The following is a 21,046-nucleotide window of genomic DNA, read 5'->3' on the forward strand; positions in this document are numbered from 1 at the left end:
AAATCGGACTGTAGTCCGCTTAAGGCCTTGAAGAAGAATCCGTGCCCGTGCCCCCAAGGCGGCGCGGCCAAGACAGGAGTTCCAATTTTGAGCACCACCATCCTGACCCTCGTCGGCAGCCTCCGCGCCGGTTCCATCAACCGCCAGCTCGCTGAAGCCGCTGCCGCCGGCGCTCCGGAAGGCGTCGAAGTGAAGCTCTTTGACGGGTTGGGCGAAATTCCGTTCTACAACGAGGACATTGATGTGGAGGGGCTCGTCCCGGAGGCAGCACAGGTACTGCGCGACGCAGCCGCTGCGTCCGACGGCCTGCTGCTGATCAGCCCCGAGTACAACGGCACCATGCCTGCAGTGCTGAAGAACGCCATTGACTGGCTGTCCCGCCCCTTCGGCGCAGGCGCCATCTCCGGTATGCCCACCGCCGTCATCGGTGCCGCCTTCGGCCAGTACGGCGGCGTTTGGGCGCAGGACGATGCCCGCAAGTCGGTCGGTATTGCCGGCGCCCGCGTAGTCGAGGAAGTACGCCTGGCCATCGGCGGATCCGTAACGCGTTACGCCGGACTGCACCCGCAGGACGACCCGGACACCGTTGCCCAGCTCGGCGAGGCCGTCCGCGTTCTGGCTGAGGCTTCAGTCTCCGTAGCCTAGCCACAGCAGACAGAAAAGAGGGACGGACCGCTACTGGTCCGTCCCTCTTCTGCGTTCGGCGTCCTGCTAGTACCAGACCTCGTCCGCCCAGGCCGCGTCCCTCAGGTATTCACGCGCCGGGCCGACATTCCAGGCTTCGCCGTAGGGCGCCAGGACTCCGCTGTTCTTCAGATCCGCCAGGACGTCTTCCGAGCAACCGAGGACCGAGCCGAGCTCCTGCGCGTCCGCTACCACTACTTCTTCATGATCGGCCACCGGATGGGCCCCCTTCCCATAGTGCGCAGGTTCAGCGCTTATCGAGCAGAACTGATTCCCGTTCCGGACTCCAGGTCCGTGCGTACAATCCCATGGCCGCTTCCTCGCGGAGGCTCAGGCCCAGGCGGTTCAGAAGCATGTGCGCCTGGTAGACCGTCAGGTGCTGGGCGCTTCGGCTGAGCCGGGCCTTGTCCGCCCGATACAAATACGTGTCGATGCCCCGGAACCAGCGTCGCCGCCAGTTTTCGACGGCGGATTCCGCTGCCGTCGCTGCCATCAGCCGGTGGGTCGGCATGACCTTTGCGCCCACCTGGACCGTCATGGCCTGCCGTACACCGGCGGCCCGCGGGCCGAACCCTGCCGTGCAGCTGCGCAGGTGACTGTCCCAGTAGTAGTCCCAAGAGAGGCGGCGCCGGTCCGGCCATGCTGATGCCCGGGGGCCTTTCATCATGCTCCGGGCCGCATCGAACAGCAGGAGCGATCCAAGTGCCCAGCGGTTCTGGACCTTGGGAAAGCGCGCGGTGGCCCAACTCGCCAGATCGGAAGAGAGCTCAAATACCTCTTCGGCGAGGGAAAGGCCCTCCACGCCGCCGTATTTCGCTAGGTCTGCTTCGACGCGCGGGTCCTGCGGTTCACCGCCGCCCGGGCTGAGCCGGTCCGTCGCCGGCTCGCTGAACTGCTGGCTGGTTTCCAGGTGCCCGATGACACCGCTGGACTGGTCCTGCAGGGCCACCAACAGCGACTGCAGCCGGTCCAGCGTGCTCGAAGGTGCCAGCACCCGGAGTTTTACGTGTGCGTTGGCCGGGTCCGTGCACCGCGTGAAATACCAGCGCTGCGCACCCAGAACCTGGGCCTGAGCCGCCAGCGGGGTAACCAGTTCTCCGATGATGCCGTCCGCTACATCAAAGCCCCCGGTATGAATGGAGAGCGACCACCAATGAGTGCCCGGTTGCGTCCGTGAGGCTGGTCGAACTGCAGCTAGCTGGCTCATATGCGTCTTTCCCCTCGGGGTGCGGTTACCGCCACTGGGCGGCCTTGCAGTGTTCTAGTTACTTGTGTTTGACCCCTTGGGGGCCCTCAGTTAGAACCAATCCCAGCTCTTCATGATCGCTATCCCCCTTGGGTCTTGGGCTGTTGCTCAGCCGGCGCCTTGATTTGACTCCGAAAGCTTCCCCCGCCGCTGCACGGCCTGTAAATAGCCTCCGCTGCCCGGTTCCTGACATGTCCGGATGTGGACCCGGCAGGTTCCTTATCCCGGCTGCAGCCGGGATAAGAAAGCGCCATGACCTGAGGTTTTCCGCGGCAGGAGCTCGGCGCCGGCGTCGTTGGCATTAACCGGCCATGTCCTGCATTCCAAAGTGTGTTGCCGTCATAAAACACTTTTGTCACATGGGGCCCCGAAACCGGGCCCCATGGGTAGGGTAGCTGTGGGGGCTACAGCTGATGCGTTGAAAGGATTCGCCGTGCTGTCTCAGGTTTCGCTCGACGTCTACCGCTTTGCCGTAAGCCGTCCGGGGTGGACGGCGGAGGAGGCTTCCGAGGCCTTGGGGTACACCAGCAAGGTAATCGACGGCGCCATCTCCGAACTGACCGCAAGCTGCCTCCTGCTGCAGCAGGACGCGGACTGCCCGAGCTACACGGCGGTTTCCCCTGATGTTGCACTCGCAGAACTGGTGGATCCGGACGAACGGACGCTGCTGGAACTGCGCGGAAGAATCAGCACCCGCCGGCGGGAAATGGCGGCATTGACCCCGGCCTACGCCGAGGCACGCAAGCGTTTGGCCGCCGATTCATCGGTGGAGGTGGTCGAGGACCAGGAGAAAGTCCAGCGGGTACTGATCGAGTACGGGCGCAGCGCCACCGACCGTGTCCTGATCGCCCGTCCGGGACAGGGTGCCAACGCAGACATCCACGAGGAAAGCGTGCAGAAGGACCTGGATCTCCTGCGCAGCGGCGTCCGCCGGCAAACGCTGTACCACGCGAGCACGCGGGACCATGTGCCCACCCGCAAGGCCGTAGAAGTTATTACCCAAGCAGGAGGGCAGTTCCGCACCCTTCCCTATATGCCGCTGAGAACCCTGATTTTCGATGACAAAGTGGCGGTGGTGGCCCGGGATCTGCACCCCGGCGACGTTGCCGGGCTGGTAGTGCGGGATACCAATCTGATCCGCATCTTCGGGTTGCTCTTCGAGTTTGCATGGGGCTTGGCGGAGCCGTTCCTGATTGACGACCCCGGCAGGGAGGGACTCACCAGCACCCAGCGGTCCGTCCTCACGGCGCTGGCCTCCGGTTATTCGGATGAAGCCATTGCCCGACGGGTTGGCATCAGTGTGCGGACCTGCCGCCGCCACATCGCCTGGATGCTGGAGGAGCTGGGTGCCGAGAGCCGGTTCCAGGCCGGTATCAAGGCCCACAAGGCCGGCTGGATCTAAGCTCCGCCGGCTGACCGGGTTCAGCCGGACCCGAGGCCGGGGGTTGGTGTACTAAACAGCCGTTGCCTGACGGTCAACTATTGGGGTTAGCATGGGTGGCATGACCCGCGAGGAATTCTCCGATGCCGTAGAACTGCCCGTTGACACCATGGCCGCTTTGGAACGCGCCGCCGGCTCCCATCGCCACGAGGTGCTGTTCTCCAACCGCGCCTTCCACATCAAGCAGTCCGCGGTACGGGATGTCTTCGACATTTCCATCCGTCCGGGCCTGATTTCCCTGGCAGGCGGGAGCCCCTATCTGCGTTCGCTCCCACTGGAAGACCTCGGCCGGACCGCCCAGCGCATTATTGCGGAACACGGGCTGGAGGCGCTGCAGTACGGCGGCGGGCAGGGGATGGAAGAGCTGCGCACGCAGGCATGCGAGGTCATGGCTGCCGAGGGCATCCTCGACGCCGATCCGGCCGACATCGTCATCACCACCGGTTCGCAGTCCGCGCAGGATGTCGCCGCCAAGGTCTTCTGCGATCCAGGAGACGTCATCCTCTGCGAGGATCCCACGTACGTAGGGGCACTGAATGCCTTCGAGGCCTACGAGGTGGACGTACGCACCGTTCCGATGGACGACGGCGGCCTCGTTCCGGAGGCACTCGAGCAGCGGATCCGCGAGGTACGTGCCGAAGGCAAAACCATCAAGCTGCTCTATACGATCCCGAGCTTCAACAATCCCAGCGGCGTCACCCTGACCGCCGACCGCCGGCAGGCGGTGGTGGAAATCTGCCGGCGGAACAACATCCTGATCCTTGAGGACAATCCCTACGGCCTCCTCCGGTTCGACGGCGAACCCCTGACCCCGATGCGGGCAGGGAACGCCCAGGACGTGCTGTATTTGGGCTCGTTCTCCAAGATCTTCGCCCCCGGAGTCCGGCTCGGCTGGGCGCTGGTCCCCCGCCACCTTTACCGGCGGTTCTACCTCGCCTGCGAGGCCGTGGTCCTCTGCCCCTCGCCTTTGACCCAGATGCTGGTCTCCGCGTACCTGCGCGAGTACGACTGGATGGGCCATGTGCGCAGCTCCCGCAGCCTCTACGCCGAGCGGTGCTCCGCGATGCTGGACGCATTGGACGAACACATGCCCGCGGGCGTCACGTGGACCCGGCCGGACGGCGGGTTCTTCATCTGGGTGACGCTGCCCGAGGGTGTGGACACCTATCCCCTGCTCTATGAAGCGATCGACGCCGGGACGGTTTTCATTCCGGGCGCGGCATTCACGCCCGGCGAGGGCCCCTCCAACAAGCTGCGGCTGGCCTTCAGCGCGGTCTCCTCCGAAGACATAGCCGAGGGTGTGCGCCGGCTTGCACCGATCCTGAGTGCCGCCGTCGACGCCGTAAGGGTTCGCTGAAGACCCGCCCGGTGCCGTAAGTGCCTAATCCAGGAGCAGTGCAGGCTCTTCCAGGATTGAGGCGACGTCCGCCATGAAGCGGGCAGACAGGTCGCCGTCGACCACGCGGTGGTCGAAGGAGCCGCCCAGGGTGGTGATCCAGCGCGGCACCACCTCGCCGTCAACCACCCAGGGCTTCTGCTTGATGGTGCCGAACGCCACGATGGCCACCTCGCCGGGATTGATGATCGGGGTGCCTGTGTCGATGCCCAGCGATCCGATGTTGGTGACGGTCAGCGTGCCGCCCCGCATATCGGCCGGCGGGGTCCGTCCCTCTCGGGCCGTTGCCGCCAGGGTGTTGAGGGCGATTGCGAGTTCCTTCAGGGACAGTTCCTGCGCGTCCTTGATGTTCGGCACCATCAGTCCCCGCGGGGTGGCCGCCGCAATACCGAGGTTCATGAAGTGCTTTACCAGGATCTCGTCGCCGGCCCAGGTGGCGTTGACGGAGGGATTCCGTGCGGCCGCCCAGATGACGGCCTTCGCCAGGATCAGCAGCGGTGAAACCCGGATGCCTTCAAAGTCCTTGGCCGCCTTCAGCCGCTTCACGAACTCCATGGTCCGGGACGCATCCACATCGACGAAGATGCTGACGTGGGGTGCGCTGAAGGCGCTTTCCACCATCGCCTTTGCAGTGGCGCGGCGCACGCCCTTGACGGGGATCCGTTCAATCCGCGAATCAATGGCACCGGCACCCGGGGACCAGAACTCGCCGGCCGACTCGCGCTCTGCTTCACGCTGGGCCTGGTAGCTGATCAGGTCCTGCTTGGTCACCTCGCCGCTGGCTCCGGTGGCGGTGACGTCCGACAGGTTGATGCCCAGATCCTTGGCAGCCTTGCGTACCGGCGGTTTGGCCAGCACGCGCTGGATCAGCCGGTTGACCCGGTCCTGGACTGCTGCGGTTCCGGACGACGCCGGGGCCGAAGCCGCCGGAGATGCGGGAGTTGCGGGATCGGCAGGAGCGGGAGCCGGGGCGGCGGGAGCGGCCGCAGCCGGCCGTGCGGCTGGTTCCGGCTTCGCGGCCGCCGGCGCGCCGGAGGACACGGGGCGGCGCGGGCGACGACGCACCGCGTCCGGCTTGGGGCCGGTGCCGGTCAGCGAGGCTGCCGGAGCTTCCCCTGCCGGTGCGGACGGCATGGGATTTGTTTCCGCGGGAACCTCTTCCGTGGCGGACGCTGCAGGCTCCCCTGCCGCCGTCGGCGCCTTGGGCCCGGCGCCGTCGTCGACCGTCACGCTGATGATGGGCGTGCCGACGTCGACCGTCTCGCCTTCCGCAACCATCAGGGCAGAGACCGTGCCGGCGAACGGGGAGGGAAGTTCCACCAGGGACTTCGCCGTTTCGATTTCCACGATCACGTCATTGACGGCAACCGTGTCCCCCGGCGACACCTTCCACTGCACGATATCGGCTTCGGTCAGGCCTTCACCCACGTCCGGCAGGCGGAATGTCTTTTCAGTCATTGCAACTCGTTCTTCGTCATGGGATGTAGGCGGGCGGGCAGGCGCATCAGTAGGCGAAGGAGCGGTCCAGCGCCTCAAGCAGGCGGTCGATGTCCGGAAGGTAATGTTCCTCGACCTTCGCTACCGGGTAGGGCATGTGGAAGCCACCCACGCGAAGCACCGGAGCTTCCAGGGACAGGAAGGCGCGTTCCGCCACCCGTGCGGCGATCTCGCCGCCGATCCCGCCGAAGGTAGGGGCTTCGTGGGTGACAATCAGCCGTCCCGTCTTCCGCACGGACTCGGTCACGGTGTCGAAGTCGATGGGCGAAATGGACCGCAGATCCACCACCTCGACGGACCGTCCGTCCTCTTCAGCCGCTGCGGCCGCTGCCAGGGCGACGGGGACCAGCGGGCCGTAGGCGACGATGGTTGCGTCGGTTCCTTCGCGGACAATATGGGCAGAGAACGGATCCGACGTCGGTGCGGTGGTGTCGACGTCGCCCTTGAGCCAGTATCGGCGCTTGGGTTCGAAGACGATGACCGGGTCCTTGCAGGCCACGGCCTGCTGGATCATCCAGTAGGCGTCCTGGGGGTTCGACGGCGTGATGATGCGCAGCCCTGCAGTGTGGGCAAAGAGCGCTTCGGGCGATTCCGAGTGGTGTTCGATGGAGCCGATGCCGCCGCCGTACGGGATCCGGATGACCACGGGTGCGTTGAGCGCCCCCTCGCTGCGGGAGTGCATTTTCGCCAGCTGGGTGGTGATCTGGTTGAAGCCCGGGAAGACGAACCCGTCGAACTGGATTTCGCAGACGGGCAGGTAGCCGCGCAGGGCCAGGCCGATCGCGGTCCCGATGATTCCGGATTCGGCCAGCGGCGTGTCCATAACGCGGTCCGCACCGAAGTCTGCCTTCAGGCCCTCGGTGACCCGGTACACGCCGCCCAGGGAACCGATGTCCTCGCCCATCAGCAGGGAGTTCGGGTGGGATTCGAGGGCTGCGCGCAGACCGGCGTTGATGGCCTTGGCCATGGTCATGGTGGTGCTCATGCGGTGTGCTCCGGGGCGGCGGGGTTGGTGGTGGCGGGGCTGGCGTCGTCGGCGCTGGCGAATCCGGCTTCGTACCGGCGATGCTCATCCAGCTCTTCGCGGATCAGCGGATGGGCCTCTGCGTAGACATCGGCGAAGGCGTCTTCAAAGCCCGGCGCCTCCATCTGCTGGACGTTCTCGCGAAGCCGGACGGCCATGTTGCGGCCCTCCTCGCGGAGGTCCTCAAAGAACGCATCATCGGCAAGCCCCTGGCTGCGCAGGTACTTTTCCATCCGAAGCAACGGGTCCCGGTCCAGCCAGGCTTCCTCGTCGGCGCTGAGGCGGTATTTGGTGGGGTCATCCGCCGTCGTATGCGCGCTCATCCGGTAGGTGAAGGCTTCAATGAGCACCGGACCACCGCCCGAACGGGCGTGCTCCAGCGCCCAGCGCGTCACGGCGTGGACGGCCAGGACGTCGTTGCCGTCAACGCGCACTCCGGGGAAGCCGTAGCCCTGTGCCCGATTGGCCAAGGGGATGCGCGACTGGACTTCGGTGGGCACGGAGATGGCCCAGTGGTTGTTCTGGCAGAAGAAGACCACCGGCGCGTTGTAGGACGCGGCAAAGACCATGCCTTCATGCACGTCGCCTTCGGAGCTCGCCCCGTCGCCGAAGTACGCGACAGTGGCTGCCTCGGGCAGCTTGGGGTTCGTCAGCCGGTCACGGGCCATTCCCATGGCATAGCCGACGGCGTGCGGCACCTGGGCGGCCAGCACCAGCGTGTAGAGGTGGAAATTGACTTCGCGGGGGTCCCAGCCTCCGTGGGAAATGCCGCGGAAGCGCCGGAGCAGCTGGGCGAGTTCCAGGCCCCGGGTGTAGGCGACGCCGTGTTCCCGGTAGGTGGGGAATACGTAATCCTGCGGCTTCAGGGCCCTGCCGGAACCGATCTGCGCGCCTTCCTGGCCGGTGAGCGGAACCCACATCACCAGTTCGCCCTGCCGCTGAAGGGCGGTGGCTTCTTCATCGAACCGTCGGACCAGGAACATGTCGCGGTAGAACCCGCGGAGTTCCTCGGAAGTCAGGCCCTGGACGTAGCTGCCATAGGTATCGTCCTGCAGGAGCTCGCCGTCGATACTCAGCAGCTGAACCATGTCCGGGACAGGGTTTTCCTCCGGAGCGCCCATGAGGGATTGCTCTAGTCCGGCCGAGTCGAACTCACTGGCCGGCAAATGTCCTACGTCCATGCCTTCTCCTTGCCTGGACAGCCGAAAGCCGCACCGCGCTGGAAATATACTTCGTAGGGAATACATTCCCTGTGTCGCATATAAGTGGAAGTTACCTTCCAAAGCCTAACGACGGCGCGGCTTCCGCCCCTACCTAAGACACGCTAGGAAACGCGCGGGCCTTTTGTATAAGTCGCACATAACGCCAGGAACCGCGTGTTTGCTTCCTCTTCGCCGATGGTCACTCTCACACCTTCGTTGCCAAAGGCCCTGACAGCCAGTGCCTGTTCCCCTGCCAGCGCTGCAAACTCGGGGGTGTTTTCGCCCAGGGCCAGCCAGACAAAGTTCCCCTGCGCAGCCGGAATGGACCATCCCAGCGCCTCCAGCCCCTCCACCACCCGGGTCCGCTCGGCGACGAGTCCTTGTATTCTCTCCACAATTTGGTCGTGGTGCCGGAGGGAGGCCACAGCTGCCTGTTCGGCGATGGTGGACACGGCAAACGGGACTGCCGCTACCCGGAGGTGCTCGGTGATCGGCTCGTGCGCAATGGAATAGCCCACGCGCAGTCCGGCCAGTCCTGCACCCTTGGAGAAGGTCCTCAGCACCACAACGTTGGGATGCTTGCGGTACATTTCGACACCGTTGACGGCGTCATCGTCCCGCACGAAATCCTCATACGCTTCATCGATGACCACAATGATGTTGGTGGGAATCCGTCGGAGGAAGTCCTCTACCTGTGCTGTCGTCAGGACCGGGCCGGTCGGGTTGTTGGGGGTGCACAGCAGGATCACCTTGGTCCGTTCCGTGACCGCCTCGGCCATGGCTGCCAGGTTGTGAGTGCCGTCGGAGTTCAGCGGTACCTGGACGCTCCGGGCACCGGCCAGGCCAACGCTGATGGGGTACGCCTCGAAGGAACGCCAGGGGTAGATAACCTCGTCTGCTGCTCCGTCCGGGTTCTGTCCGGCAAAGGTGGCGAGCAACTGGTTCAGTGCTCCCAAGCTGCCGCCGCCGGTCACAATGTCTTCCGCTGGAACGTCCAGGAAGGTGGAGAGTTCATTGCGCAGGGCAGTGGAAAGCGGATCCGGATAGCGGTTCACCGTAGCGGCTTCGTTTATCGCATCCAACACGGCCGGCAGCGGCGGGAACGGGTTCTCGTTGGAAGAGAGTTTGTAGCTCTGAAGTCCTTCTACAACCACCGGCGGCTTGCCCGCGGCGTATTGGGGCAGCTGCCCGATAACAGGCCGTGGGGCGATGCCGGGTGCGGGAACTTCAGCTGCGTCGGTGTCATTCTCGGTAGTGGTCATGGCGTTAACAGTAATGGTCCATTTTCTGCCAGCATGGGGGCATGTTCTCTCTGTTGCTGCGGATAGTCCTGAACGCCGTTGCCCTCTGGGTAGCCGGGTGGCTTTTGCCGGGCCTCACGGTGAGCGCGCCGACCGGGAGCCTCAGCGGTGATCCGGTGATAGATACGGTGCTCGCGTATCTTTTTGTGGGCCTGATTTTCGGCGTGGTGAACGCCCTGGTCCGTCCCATCGCACAGGGACTGACCTTGCCGTTGGCCATCCTGACCCTGGGGTTGTTCCGCATAGTCATCAATGCCGCCATGCTCGAGCTCACCGCCTGGCTCAGCAGCTACACGCCCATCCGCTTCGAGGTTGATTCCTTCTTCTGGACAGCCGTTCTGGGCGCTGTTGTCATCAGCCTTGTGTCGCTGGTCCTGGATACGGTCACTGGCGGGCGGAGCCGGAACCGGAGCTACAGCCGGAGCCGCGACTAGCCGCAAGCGGGAGGCGAACCGCTTCGGTCGTCCGGATGCTAGGGCCCGACGGGCGGACGGTAGTCCTTCCCCGGCGAAGGCCTCGGCACAACCCTCACTTCCCGCTGCGGCAGTTCTTCCCTGGAGAGACGGTACAAGTGCCTGGTGGCAACGCTTCCGGCTGCGACAGCGGCACCGAGGGATGCCACAGCCGCCCGCAGCGACGCATCATCACTGGCGTCTGCGAGTGCGGCACCCCGGCGGTAATTGTCCAGCCGGTGCCCGGGACCCAAACCGGCGTCCTCGCCCTCGGGAGTGGCCGCCGGATCGGTCAGTGTCATGGTGACCCGGTCCGGTGTGTCAGGATTCGGGATGCCGTCGATCCCGGGCACCCAGTCCTGCACATGCTCCAGGTGCAGTGCGGGGACGCCCGGGGGCAGGTCCGCGGCTCCCGTGTGGCTGCCTGCGGTCAGCAGGTACGCCACGTTGTACTCGCTTTCCTCGGCCAAGTATGCGGCAACGCGGATGGCGTGGTCCCCGCCCTGGCTGTAGCCGGAAAGGATGACGGCGTCCTCCGCTTCAGCCCCGGCCAGCCGCAAGGCCTCCCGCACTCCCGCCGTAACGTACGAACTGTCTTTCAGGGACGGTTCGAAGACGCCCATGGCATCGAACGGGTTCTCGCTTCCGGGGGAAATGCCGGGGCTCTGCGTACCGGGAAGGGTGACAACAAACGTCTTCTTTCCGTCGCTCCCCGTGACCGGGAGGACTTCGATCACGCCTGGCCTGTTTTCCCGCAACAGCACCTCCGACCGCTCCAGCAGGCCGGCAGCAGTTCCGTCCAGGCGTACGCGGCCTTGTTCACCGGGCAGCTCGGATACCTCCACTGGCCGCAGCTTCCCCCTCCCGGCTCCGTAAAGCAGGAGCAAAGCAGCGTTCATCAAGGTTTCGGAGGCCGGATCGGCAAGGCCCATCTCCGACTGGCGCAGGGTGGGGAACCACCACTCAGCCCGCGGATAGGGGCCGCGGGCAAACCAGGGGTTCACCGGGAACAGGCCGATGGAAGGCGTCCGTTCCTTAATCCGGCCTTCCGCTTCCGCATAGGCACGGGCACTTTCGCGCACCCCGTCCGTAAGGGCATCGACGGCGGCAGCGGAGGTTTTCAGGGTCTGGGCCGCCTCCAGTATCCGCAACCTGACCCGGGCCGTCGCCGAACTTCCGCCCCACCCGCCCATTTCCAGCCAAAGCTCCGTCACCCTCTGCCCGAGCAGCCGCAGGCGGTCCGTGGTCGACTCCAGCCTGCCCGCAACCCGGACCAGGTCCTCGTACTGGACCAGGAGACCTGCGGCCCCGCCCCGCACCTCGTACAACGGCCGGTCGCAGGTTCCTATCTCCGCCATGGTCAGCTCCCCGCAGCCAACATGAGCGGATCCTGCTGCAGCTCGCCCGCGGCGAACCGCAGCTGCAGCGAAACGTCGGGGAACCGCTGCGCTACGGCCAGGAGCTCCTGCCGAAACGCGTCTGCCGCGGGAGACTCCCACTGGACGACTGCGGCGGCGGCAACCTCGCGCTCCAGCTCGTCGGTTTCTACTGCGAACGCCAAAAGCAACCGTTCCGTCTCCGCCGCGTAGGCCGCAGCAGCCATTTGGTTCATCATTTCCTCCCACGGGTGACGTAGCGTCCACAGCCAACCTGACCCGGCCCAGGCCTTCCGGGGACGGGGACTGCTCAAGAACGACGCCGGTCCCTCAAGGGTGCCGGGCATGTCACCGGACCGCGGCGTTCCGCACACCTCCGGTGGAAAGAACCGGGCCTGTGTGCGGCGGCGCCCGGCTGTCGAGGGACAGTGGCCGGCCAGGGCAAAACCGCCGAGCAGCGATGAGTCACACACCAACGTCGCTGCCCCGGCATGAAAGAATTACCGCATGGCCGAATCCGAACCCCGTGTATCCCTCGCCTCCGTAACCCCCGCTATCGCCCTGGGCCCGCTGGACGGCCGCTACCGCAGCGCCACCGCACCGCTGGTGGACTACCTGTCCGAAGCCGCGCTGAACCGGGACCGGACCCATGTGGAGGTGGAATGGCTGATTCACCTGACCTCCCACGCCGTCCTGCCGGGCACCGCGCCGCTTACAGAGGACCAGCAGAACCAGCTGCGGGAAATCGTGACGAGCTTCGACGGCAACTCCGTGGCCGAGCTGGGCGAAATTGAAAAGCGCACCGTGCACGACGTCAAGGCCGTCGAGTACTACATTGCCGACAGGCTGCCGGCCCTCGGTCTCGAGAACCTGAAGAGCCTGGTGCACTTCGGCTGCACGTCCGAAGACATCAACAACCTTTCCTACGCCCTCGGCATCAAGGGCGCCGTCGAAAACGTCTGGCTGCCGGCGGCGCAGAATCTGGTGGACCAGATCGCCGCGATGGCGGAGGACACCCGCACTGTGCCCATGCTGTCCCGGACGCACGGACAGCCGGCCACCCCCACCACTTTGGGCAAGGAACTGGCCGTCACCGTCCACCGCCTCACCCGCCAGCTGCGCCGGATCCGCAACACTGAGTTCCTGGGCAAGATCAACGGCGCCACCGGAACGTACGCCGCCCACTACGCAGCGGCTCCGCAGACCGACTGGCAGCAGGTGGCCCGCAGCTTCGTGGAAGGCCTGGGCCTGGCCTGGAATCCGCTGACCACGCAGATCGAATCCCACGACTGGCAGGCAGAGCTCTACGCAGACATCGCCCGCTTCAACCGCATCCTGCACAACTTCTGCACGGACGTCTGGAGCTACATCTCCATTGGCTACTTCGCGCAGGTCCCCGTGGAAGGCGCCACCGGCTCCTCCACCATGCCGCACAAGGTCAATCCGATCCGCTTCGAGAACGCCGAAGCAAACCTGGAAATCTCCAACGGCCTGCTGGACACGCTGGCTTCCACCCTGGTCACCTCCCGCTGGCAGCGCGATCTCACCGACTCCTCCTCGCAGCGCAACATCGGCGTGGCCTTCGGACACTCGGTGCTGGCCGTTTCCAACGTCGCCAAGGGACTCCAGCGGCTGCACGTCGCCGAGCAGGTCCTGGCATCTGACCTGGACTCCAACTGGGAGGTGCTCGGGGAAGCCATCCAGATGGTGATGCGCGCCGAAGCCGTGGCCGGCGTTGAGGGCATGGAAAACCCCTATGAGCGGCTCAAGGACCTCACCCGCGGCCACCGCGTGGACGCCGACCGGATGAAGGAATTCGTTGCCGGCCTTGGCCTTCCCGCCGAGGCGGAGGCCCGCCTGCAGGCCCTCACCCCGGCCAAGTACACGGGCATCGCGGACGTCCTGGTGGACCACCTCAAGTAGGCTGCCCGCTTTAAGCCAAAACGACGACGGCGGGAGCCGGGCTCGCAGCCCGGCCTCCCGCCGTCGTCATTAAACCTTTGTTCCCGGTGCTAGTCCGCCGCGGCGAGCTGGCCGCAGGCCCCGTCGATCTCCTTGCCGCGGGTGTCGCGGATGGTAGTGGGGATGCCGGCGTCGATCAGGTGGTTGATGAACTCCTGCATGACCTCGGGCTCCGGCGACGTCCAGATGGAACCGGGCGTGGGGTTCAGCGGAATGGGGTTCACGTGCACCCAGCCGCGGCCGCGGGCATTGAGCTTCTTGGCAAGCAGGTCCGCACGCCAGGCGTGGTCGTTCATGTCCTTGATCAGCGCATACTCGATGGAGACGCGGCGGCCGGTGACGCGGTAGTAGTTGTACGCGGCGTCCAGGGCCTCGTCCACCTTCCACCGGCTGTTGACCGGGATCAGCTCGTCGCGCAGCTCGTCGTCCGGGGCATGCAGGCTCAGTGCGAAGGTGACCGGGATGTTTTCCTCGGCAAGCTTCTTGATGGCCGGCACGAGGCCCACGGTGGAGACGGTGATGTTGCGGGCGCTCATGCCCAGGCCTTCGGGAACCTCGGCGGCCATCCGGTGCACGGCGTTCATCACGCGCTTGTAGTTGGCCAGCGGCTCGCCCATGCCCATAAAGACGATGTTGGTGACGCGCTCGGCGTCGTGTCCGCCGTCACGCCGCTTGCCGCCGAGGCCGCCTTCCTTGATCACCCGGTTGGCCTGGACAATCTGGTCCAGGATTTCCGCGGTGGACATGTTGCGGGTGAGGCCGGCCTGGCCGGTGGCGCAGAACGGGCAGTTCATGCCGCAGCCGCACTGGCTGGAGACACACAGGGTGATGCGGCCGGGGTAGCGCATCAGCACGGACTCGACGAGGGAGCCGTCGAAGAGGCGCCAGAGGAACTTGATCGTGTCCCCGTTGTCCGTGGTCAGGCGCTTGATCTCGGTGAGCAGCGTGGGGAACATTTCGCCCACCAGCTCGTCACGGCGTTCCTTCGGAAGGTCGCTCATGGCTTCCGGGTCGGTGGTGTAGTGCTGGAAGTAGTGCACCGACAGCTGCTTCGCGCGGAACGCAGGCAGGCCCAGGGACTTCAGCTTCTCCTGGCGTTCGGCCAGCGTCATATCGGCCAGATGGGCCGGCGGCTGGGACACGCGCGGTGATTTGAACTGCAGCAGGGGCCGGCCGTCGGGCTCCTTGGCCTGTTCCCAACCCTCCGTGGCGGGGCGGACCTGCGGTCCGGTGGCGGTGGGAACCGAGCGGACACGGCGCAGCTCGGACTTTTTGGCGGGGGAAGATTCAACGGTTGACATCAGCACTATTCTCGCACGATTCGCATATCCGGAACATTCCTTTTGCCGGGACGGCACACTCCCGAAACACAGGCGAAACCCCGGGCTCCTAGCGTGGAAGCACTACCACTGACGCTGGAGGCAGCATGTCGGATTTGCGACCCTTTTCCGGATTCCGTCCCTACTCCACCCCGCACCTGCGGATCCGCGAAGTGCCGTGGAGCAACCCCGTAGGTGCCGACCTGCGCGAAGCCCAGCAGGCGGAACTGGACGCCCGCTACGGTACTGCGGAACACGATCCCAATCCGCCGCGCGCGTCCGATTCGGCAGTTTTCCTCATCGCCTACGAGCGCAGTACGGGCCAGCCGCTGGGCTGCGGCGGGCTTCGGCGGCTGGATACCACGACGGCGGAGATCAAGCGCGTGTATGTCCTGCCGTATGCCCGCGGTTCAGGAGTGGCGACGGCGGTCCTCGGGGCGTTGGAGGCACGAGCGAAGCAGATGGGATTCGCTGTCCTTACGGCAGAGGCAGGCTCCGCCCAGCCGGACGGCCACCGCTTTTACGAGAACGCCGGCTACCGGGTGGTGCCGAACTTCGGCCCGTACATCGCCTCCGATGGGTCAACCTGCTACTCCAAGACCATCGGCGCCGCACTGGAGCACCGGTTCTAGGCGCCCGGGGCCCACTGCGAGCGCCGGACGAACCAGAGCCTAGTAATCGATCCGCTCCGACGCCGCGGTCCAGGCATTAAACGGAGCCATCGCCGGACTGCCTTCCACGGCCAGCTGGGCAACCTGCATGGAACGCTGTTCCACCGGCGTTTCAAAGAACTCGTAGAAGACTGCGTCATCGAAACCTGCGCTGGCGGCATCGTGCCGGTCCGCAGCGAAAACCACGCGGTCCACGCGGGCCCAGAGCGAGGACGCCAGGCACATGGGGCAGGGTTCGCAGCTGGTGTACAGCACCGCACCCGTGAGGTCGAACGTGCCAAGAGTGGCACAGGCGTTGCGGATGGCCGTTACTTCGGCGTGCGCGGTGGGATCGTTGTTCGCGGTCACCCGGTTCACGCCCTCAAACGCGGCACCTTCGGCGGTGACGACGACGGCACCGAAAGGTCCGCCGTCGTTGGCCACGTTCTCGGTGGCAAGACGAATGGCCTGGGCCAGGTAAATATCGTCCGAAGTGCTGCTCATGGCTTCTCCCTTGGTCCGGTTGTGCCAGGTAGATAGCCGGAAGTGCCCGGCCCGCCTTCGCAGCAGTGACACTAGCAGTTATTGGGACAAGGGGAATATGGGCGGCGTCATGATGCGAAACCAGTTCCGGCTTCACCGCGGGCCTCGCGCTCCCAGCGGGAGCCGGGTCCCACCAGTGCGGCCTGGTCGCCGGGGTTGAAAATCCCGCACCTGTCCCGGGACAGGCATCCACATCCGATGCAGCCGTCAAGGGATGCCTGCAATGCCTGCAGCACGCGGATTCTTCCGGCGACCATCCGTGACCAGTCGGCACTCATGGCGGCCCACTCGCTCCTCGTGGGCGCCCGGTCCGCAGGTAGGGCGCCCAGGGCAACACCCACTTCCTCGAGCGACAAACCGATACGACGGCCTGCGGAGATGACAGCCAGCCGACGCAGGACGTGGCGCGGGAACTGTCTCTGGTTGCTGCTGGTGCGTTGGGAAACGATCAATCCACGCTCTTCGTAGTAGCGGACGGCAGGAACTGAAATTCCGGCACGCTCCGCCACCTCGCCGATAGCCAGCAGTTGGCGTGGTGGTTGGTTCACTGGTCCAGTGTTGCGCACGCTCGCGGACAGCCGAAGAACTGTGACGGAAATTTGACCTCAAGTGCACTTGAGCACGTTTGCTGTTGCCCTGAGCTCCCAAAAGGGGAGCGGCAAGGGAGGCACCGCCATGAATCGCAGACAGGCCAAGAAGAACCGCCGCAGTCTTCCCGGACTCGAGTCTGATCCCCGGCAGACGCCGCAGCGAGGACCCCGCGATCAGCGTTCTGCAGACCTGCTGGTCCGGGTGCTGGCCGAGAGCGGACACTTGCTGTTCCCTTTCCGCTGAGGGCGGGAGGAGGTTTCCTTTCTAAAGTGAATCGTGGCCTTCTGGACAGCCCGTCGAGGGCGGAGCCCCGGATCCGCTGCCGATCGTTCCTGCTACCCGTTGTCAGCGGGAGCGGGCAGTGGGAACGTGAAGGAACAGCGCGTTACCCGAACGCACCTCCACCGTGGGTTCTCCGCAGTGAAGCGCACCCGCGGGCTTCGAAGGAAGGACCAGACATGGAACGCATGATTTTCCCCAACCTGCCGGTGGCAAACCTCAAGACTGCAGAGAACTTCTATCTGGGGCTCGGATTCACCAAGAACCCGCAGTTCAGTGATGAACGCACCAGCGCCATCGTCATTTCGGACAGCATTGTGGTGATGCTGCTGCAGGAGGACTTCTACCAAGGCTTCCTCCCCGAAGGAGATACCCCGCACCTGGCTTCCGCAGGCAAGGAAGTACTCAACTGCATCAGCTGCGACAGCAGGGACGAAGTGGACCGTTTCCTGGCCGCCTGCGCCCCCGGCGGGGGTGCCGTCTACGCGCCGGCTGAGGAGCGTATGCCGGGGATGTACAGCGGCTCGGCAACCGACCCGGACGGACACGTCTGGGAGTTCATGTGGATGGATCCCTCCAGTGTCGAGCCGCCCGAGCGGACCTTCGAGGTTTCCTCCAACGCCACTGTCCAGGAGCAGAACTCCGCGCTTTGACCGGGCCGGGATGCGGCCCGGCCAAAGCGTCAGCCGCTTACTTGACTGCGCCCATGGACAGGCCGCGGACCAGCTGCTTCTGCGCCACCCATCCGGCAATCACCACCGGCAGCGAAGCCAGCACCGACGCCGCCGAGAGCTGCGCCAGGAACAAGCCTTCGCTGGTCATCTGGGACACCAGGAAGACCGGGACCGTAGCCGATTGGCCCGCCGTAAGGATCAGCGCGAAGAAGAACTCGTTCCAGGCGAAGATCACGCAGATCAATGCCGTCGCGGCAAGGCCGGGGGCGACCATGGGCATTAGGACCCGCAGGAGGGTCTTCATCAGCCCGGCTCCGTCCATCTGCGCCGCCTCGAGCACCTCGCCGGGCACTTCCAGGAAAAACGAGCGCATCATCCACACGGCGATGGGCAGGTTCATCGAGGTGTACAGCACCACCAGCGTCCACACGTTATCCAATACCTTCAGCTGCCCGGCAATCACGTAGATCGGCATAATCACGGCCACGACCGGCAGCATGCGGGTGGAGATAAAGAAGAACAGCACGTCCGAGGTCTTTTTCACCGGCCGGATACTCAAGGCATAGGAGGCCGGCACCGCCAGGATGACCACCAGGATGGTGGAGACGCCGGTGGCAATCGCCGAGTTGGCGAAATAGCTTCCGGCCCCGCTGTCCAGTACCGCCCGGTACTGGTCCAGCGTGGGGGCGAAGAAGAACACCGGCGGATCGGATGCGGCGGCGGACTCCTGCTTGAAGGAGGTCAGCACCATCCAGAGCACCGGTGAGAAGAAAATCAGTGCCAGCACCCATGTCACCGTGGTGAGGATGGGTGCGGAGTTGAAACGCCGGGCCGGTTTCCGAACGGTTTTGGCAGCGGGAGTTGTTTCTTTCCCGGCGGGAGTAGGTGCAGCAGTCTGGGTAGCCACGTCGTCAGTCCTTTACGTCGAAGCTCTTGAAAATCAGGCGGAGGGCCAGGGTGGCCACAATGATGGTGGCAATAACAACCACCACGCCCATGGCAGCGGCCTGGCCGATGTCAAAGCCAAGGAAAGCCCGCTGGTAGATGTAGAACGGCAGGTTTGCACTGGCCGTCCCGGGCCCGCCGGCGGTCATGAGGTAGATCTGGTCGAAGGTATTCACCACATAGATGGCGCCAAGCAGGACTCCGAGTTCGATGTACCGGCGCAGCTGCGGCAACGTCACCGAGATGAACGTCCGCCACCACCCCGCGCCGTCCACCTGCGCTGCCTCCAGCACGTCCTTCGACTGCGCCTGCAGCCCGGACAGGACCAGCAGCATCATGAACGGCGTCCACTGCCACACCAGCGCCATCAGGATGGACACGATCGGGTGCTGCGACGTCCAGTCCACCGGCGGGATGCCCACCAGTCCGATGATCCAGTTCAGCAGGCCGTAGCTCGGATTGAGGATTGAAATGGACCACAGCAGGGAGCTGGCCACCGGCATGATCAGGAACGGGGTGATCAGCAGGGTACGCACCACTCCCCGGCCGGCGAAACTGCGGTCCAGCAGCAGGGCGAAGATGATGCCCAGCAACATCGCGAAGAAAACACAGGCCACGGTGAAGAGGACGCTGTTCAGCGCCGCCCCGCGGAACGTGGAGTCGGAGAAAATATCGATGTAGTTCCCCAGCCCCACAAACTGGTTACCCTCCGGCCGCAGCAGGTTCCAGTTCTGCAGGGAGTACCAGATGGTAAAGAGGAAGGGCACCTGCGTCACGATCAATGTGAAAATCAGGGCCGGCAACAACGGCAGGCGCCGCCGCCATCCCTCGGCGGAGGACATTCCCCCGCCCTCCCGCTCCGTTGCGGCCTTCCTGGCGCGGACCTGTTGCCGCTCAACCAACGTGGACATTTAACCCGCTCCGTCCTGGTAGCTTTCCGCCACCGTTTCGGCGTAGCCCTGGGATTGTTCCAGCGCTTCTTGGACTGTCTGCTGCCCGGCTATGGCCGCCGATATCTGCTGCCCCACCCGCGTGCCCAGATCCTGGAACTCCGGGATACCGACAAACTGGAGGCCGGTGTAGGGCACACCGCGGACCATGCTGTTTTCCTGGGATGCCCCGGCCATCGCATCCAAGGTCGGCTCGGCATAGGCCTCGGCCACCTCGGCGTATTCGGGGATCTCATAGGTGGAGAGCCGGCTGCCCGGCGGCACCCGTTCCCAGCCGATCTCCTCGCCCACAAGCTGGATGTATTCCTTATCCGTCATCCAGGAAACAAAGTCCCAGGCAGCGTCCTTGGAGTTGCTGGTGGTGGGGATGGCCAGGGACCAGCTGTAAAGCCAGCCGGCGGACTCCGTCTCCTTGACGGGTGCCGGCGCGTATCCGCTTTTCCCGACTACGAGTGAAGACGCCGGGTCCTCAATGGCGGAAACCATGGCCGTGGCGTCGTACCACATGGCCGTATTTCCCTGGCTGTAGAGGGTCAGGCAGTCCCCGTAGCCGCTGGTGGCGGCACCGGCCTGCCCGTAGTTCTGCACCAGGTCCACATAATCGGTGACGGCTTCTTCCACTACGGGCTCATCCAAACGGGCATTCCAGTCCTCGTCGAACCACCGGCCGCCGTAGGTGTTGATCATGGTGTCCAGCGGCGCCATGACCTCACCCCAGCCGGCCAGCCCGCGCAGACAGACACCGGACATATTGTTCTCCGGATCGTTGAGTGCTTCGGCGAAGCCGCGGATGTCGTCCCAGGTGGGGCTTTCCGGCATGGTCAGGCCTGCTTCGTCGAACAGGTCCTGCCGGTAGACGAGGAAGGAGGATTCACCGTAGAACGGAACGGAGTAGAGGTCTCCCTCGTAACTCAGCGCCTCACGGATAGTGGGGACGAAATCGTCGGGATCATATCCTTCGGTGGAATCGGCATAGTCCTGGAGATTAGTGATCCAGCCGTTTTCCGCCCACATCGGCGTTTCGTAATTGGAGATCATCACGACATCGAATTCCCCGCCCTGTGTGGCAACAGAGGCGGTGATTTTCGCTCGCGCCTCGTTTTCGGGAAGGGATACAAAGCTGACGTCAATGTCCGGATACTGGGCCTTGAATTCGTCCTGGAGCGTGATTGCGTCCTGCATCTGCGGGTTGGAGACAATTGCTACGACAATCTCATCCCTGCCCTCCGCCTCAGAACCGCCGCAGCCGGTCAGCACCAGGGCGGCTGCTGCCGCGGAGGCCAAACCCGCTCGAAGCCGGTAACGGCGGTGGTTGCGATTCCCCCTGCTGCGTCGAAATCTCATCTGGTCACCTTTGCTCATTTGAGACAGCGGTTCCGCTCACGTGGGCGGAACACTACGTTCATCCATTCGAGTGGGCAAGGGCTATCCACGGGTCACCGGATCACTTGGCGCAAAGCATTTCCGGAGGCACGGGACAGCGGGGAATGCTTGCGGAATGGGGCAATGAGGAA

The 21,046-nt window shown here is 64.8% G+C and carries 22 protein-coding genes; 8 read left to right on the top strand and 14 right to left on the bottom strand.

What is annotated here, in order from left to right:
- Window positions 1–84 precede the first annotated feature (84 nt).
- Window positions 85–645 carry an NADPH-dependent FMN reductase gene (locus N2K99_RS15680; protein WP_227920929.1) on the top strand — a complete coding sequence of 187 codons (561 nt, stop codon included), beginning with the start codon at window positions 85–87 and terminating at the stop codon, window positions 643–645.
- 66 nt (window positions 646–711) lie between these two features.
- Here N2K99_RS15680 and N2K99_RS15685 read toward each other — a convergent pair whose 3' ends face one another.
- Window positions 712–900, bottom strand: coding sequence for a hypothetical protein (locus N2K99_RS15685; protein ID WP_227920034.1), 189 nt, complete (start codon window positions 898–900; stop codon window positions 712–714).
- A gap of 31 nt (window positions 901–931) precedes the next feature.
- The gene (locus N2K99_RS15690) at window positions 932–1,891 is read right to left on the bottom strand and encodes a lantibiotic dehydratase C-terminal domain-containing protein (protein WP_227920036.1); all 960 of its coding nucleotides are present in this window, start codon (window positions 1,889–1,891) and stop codon (window positions 932–934) included.
- A gap of 472 nt (window positions 1,892–2,363) precedes the next feature.
- Here N2K99_RS15690 and N2K99_RS15695 point away from each other — a divergent pair, with 472 nt between their 5' ends.
- Complete coding sequence (locus N2K99_RS15695) at window positions 2,364–3,332, top strand: helix-turn-helix transcriptional regulator (RefSeq protein ID WP_227920037.1); 969 nt, start codon at window positions 2,364–2,366, stop codon at window positions 3,330–3,332.
- Between the two features lie 100 nt (window positions 3,333–3,432).
- Window positions 3,433–4,728, top strand: coding sequence for a PLP-dependent aminotransferase family protein (locus N2K99_RS15700; protein WP_227932744.1), 1,296 nt, complete (start codon window positions 3,433–3,435; stop codon window positions 4,726–4,728).
- 24 nt (window positions 4,729–4,752) lie between these two features.
- Here N2K99_RS15700 and N2K99_RS15705 read toward each other — a convergent pair whose 3' ends face one another.
- The 4 genes from N2K99_RS15705 to N2K99_RS15720 form a co-directional block, all read right to left on the bottom strand.
- Window positions 4,753–6,225 (bottom strand): dihydrolipoamide acetyltransferase family protein, encoded by a 1,473-nt coding sequence (locus N2K99_RS15705; protein WP_227932742.1) that lies wholly within the window; start codon window positions 6,223–6,225, stop codon window positions 4,753–4,755.
- Window positions 6,226–6,271: 46 nt separating this feature from the next.
- On the bottom strand, window positions 6,272–7,249 hold the full coding sequence (locus tag N2K99_RS15710) for an alpha-ketoacid dehydrogenase subunit beta (protein WP_227932741.1): 978 nt from the start codon (window positions 7,247–7,249) through the stop codon (window positions 6,272–6,274).
- The gene (pdhA, locus tag N2K99_RS15715) at window positions 7,246–8,469 is read right to left on the bottom strand and encodes a pyruvate dehydrogenase (acetyl-transferring) E1 component subunit alpha (protein WP_374200019.1); all 1,224 of its coding nucleotides are present in this window, start codon (window positions 8,467–8,469) and stop codon (window positions 7,246–7,248) included. Before pdhA ends, N2K99_RS15710 begins: the two co-directional genes overlap by 4 nt.
- A 143-nt stretch (window positions 8,470–8,612) precedes the next feature.
- On the bottom strand, window positions 8,613–9,752 hold the full coding sequence (locus N2K99_RS15720) for a histidinol-phosphate transaminase (RefSeq protein ID WP_227932740.1): 1,140 nt from the start codon (window positions 9,750–9,752) through the stop codon (window positions 8,613–8,615).
- A 41-nt stretch (window positions 9,753–9,793) separates the two neighbouring features.
- Between N2K99_RS15720 and N2K99_RS15725 the strand changes: the two genes are divergently transcribed.
- Window positions 9,794–10,225 carry a phage holin family protein gene (locus N2K99_RS15725; RefSeq protein WP_227920047.1) on the top strand — a complete coding sequence of 144 codons (432 nt, stop codon included), beginning with the start codon at window positions 9,794–9,796 and terminating at the stop codon, window positions 10,223–10,225.
- Between the two features lie 38 nt (window positions 10,226–10,263).
- Here N2K99_RS15725 and N2K99_RS15730 read toward each other — a convergent pair whose 3' ends face one another.
- Window positions 10,264–11,601: a WXG100 family type VII secretion target gene (locus tag N2K99_RS15730; RefSeq protein ID WP_227932739.1), complete on the bottom strand. Its 1,338-nt coding sequence runs from the start codon at window positions 11,599–11,601 to the stop codon at window positions 10,264–10,266.
- A 2-nt stretch (window positions 11,602–11,603) separates the two neighbouring features.
- The gene (locus N2K99_RS15735; RefSeq protein ID WP_227920063.1) at window positions 11,604–11,858 is read right to left on the bottom strand and encodes a hypothetical protein; all 255 of its coding nucleotides are present in this window, start codon (window positions 11,856–11,858) and stop codon (window positions 11,604–11,606) included.
- A 268-nt stretch (window positions 11,859–12,126) separates the two neighbouring features.
- Here N2K99_RS15735 and purB point away from each other — a divergent pair, with 268 nt between their 5' ends.
- Window positions 12,127–13,542 (top strand): adenylosuccinate lyase, encoded by a 1,416-nt coding sequence (gene purB / locus N2K99_RS15740; protein WP_227932738.1) that lies wholly within the window; start codon window positions 12,127–12,129, stop codon window positions 13,540–13,542.
- 89 nt (window positions 13,543–13,631) lie between these two features.
- Here the strand turns inward: purB and rlmN are convergent, their stop codons facing one another.
- Window positions 13,632–14,882: a 23S rRNA (adenine(2503)-C(2))-methyltransferase RlmN gene (gene rlmN / locus N2K99_RS15745; RefSeq protein ID WP_227920069.1), complete on the bottom strand. Its 1,251-nt coding sequence runs from the start codon at window positions 14,880–14,882 to the stop codon at window positions 13,632–13,634.
- 125 nt (window positions 14,883–15,007) lie between these two features.
- On the opposite strand from rlmN, the gene N2K99_RS15750 reads away from it, so the two are divergent.
- A complete protein-coding gene (locus N2K99_RS15750; protein ID WP_227920072.1) occupies window positions 15,008–15,532 on the top strand; it encodes a GNAT family N-acetyltransferase in 525 nt (174 codons plus the stop codon).
- A 39-nt stretch (window positions 15,533–15,571) separates the two neighbouring features.
- Here N2K99_RS15750 and N2K99_RS15755 read toward each other — a convergent pair whose 3' ends face one another.
- Both N2K99_RS15755 and soxR read right to left on the bottom strand, forming a co-directional pair.
- Window positions 15,572–16,054 (bottom strand): nucleoside deaminase, encoded by a 483-nt coding sequence (locus N2K99_RS15755; RefSeq protein ID WP_227920074.1) that lies wholly within the window; start codon window positions 16,052–16,054, stop codon window positions 15,572–15,574.
- Window positions 16,055–16,161: 107 nt separating this feature from the next.
- Window positions 16,162–16,641, bottom strand: coding sequence for a redox-sensitive transcriptional activator SoxR (gene soxR / locus N2K99_RS15760; RefSeq protein WP_227932737.1), 480 nt, complete (start codon window positions 16,639–16,641; stop codon window positions 16,162–16,164).
- A gap of 127 nt (window positions 16,642–16,768) precedes the next feature.
- Between soxR and N2K99_RS15765 the strand changes: the two genes are divergently transcribed.
- Both N2K99_RS15765 and N2K99_RS15770 read left to right on the top strand, forming a co-directional pair.
- A complete protein-coding gene (locus N2K99_RS15765; protein WP_227920079.1) occupies window positions 16,769–16,927 on the top strand; it encodes a hypothetical protein in 159 nt (52 codons plus the stop codon).
- A gap of 215 nt (window positions 16,928–17,142) precedes the next feature.
- Window positions 17,143–17,616 carry a VOC family protein gene (locus N2K99_RS15770; protein WP_227932736.1) on the top strand — a complete coding sequence of 158 codons (474 nt, stop codon included), beginning with the start codon at window positions 17,143–17,145 and terminating at the stop codon, window positions 17,614–17,616.
- A 37-nt stretch (window positions 17,617–17,653) separates the two neighbouring features.
- Here the strand turns inward: N2K99_RS15770 and N2K99_RS15775 are convergent, their stop codons facing one another.
- The 3 genes from N2K99_RS15775 to N2K99_RS15785 form a co-directional block, all read right to left on the bottom strand.
- The gene (locus tag N2K99_RS15775) at window positions 17,654–18,445 is read right to left on the bottom strand and encodes a carbohydrate ABC transporter permease (protein WP_227920933.1); all 792 of its coding nucleotides are present in this window, start codon (window positions 18,443–18,445) and stop codon (window positions 17,654–17,656) included.
- Window positions 18,446–18,548: 103 nt separating this feature from the next.
- The gene (locus N2K99_RS15780) at window positions 18,549–19,493 is read right to left on the bottom strand and encodes a carbohydrate ABC transporter permease (protein ID WP_227920086.1); all 945 of its coding nucleotides are present in this window, start codon (window positions 19,491–19,493) and stop codon (window positions 18,549–18,551) included.
- Window positions 19,494–20,876 (bottom strand): sugar ABC transporter substrate-binding protein, encoded by a 1,383-nt coding sequence (locus N2K99_RS15785; RefSeq protein ID WP_227932735.1) that lies wholly within the window; start codon window positions 20,874–20,876, stop codon window positions 19,494–19,496.
- Window positions 20,877–21,046 lie beyond the last annotated feature (170 nt).

Origin of the sequence: Arthrobacter sp. zg-Y1110 (assembly GCF_025244865.1) — a bacterium.
Classification (GTDB): Bacteria; Actinomycetota; Actinomycetes; order Actinomycetales; family Micrococcaceae; genus Arthrobacter_B.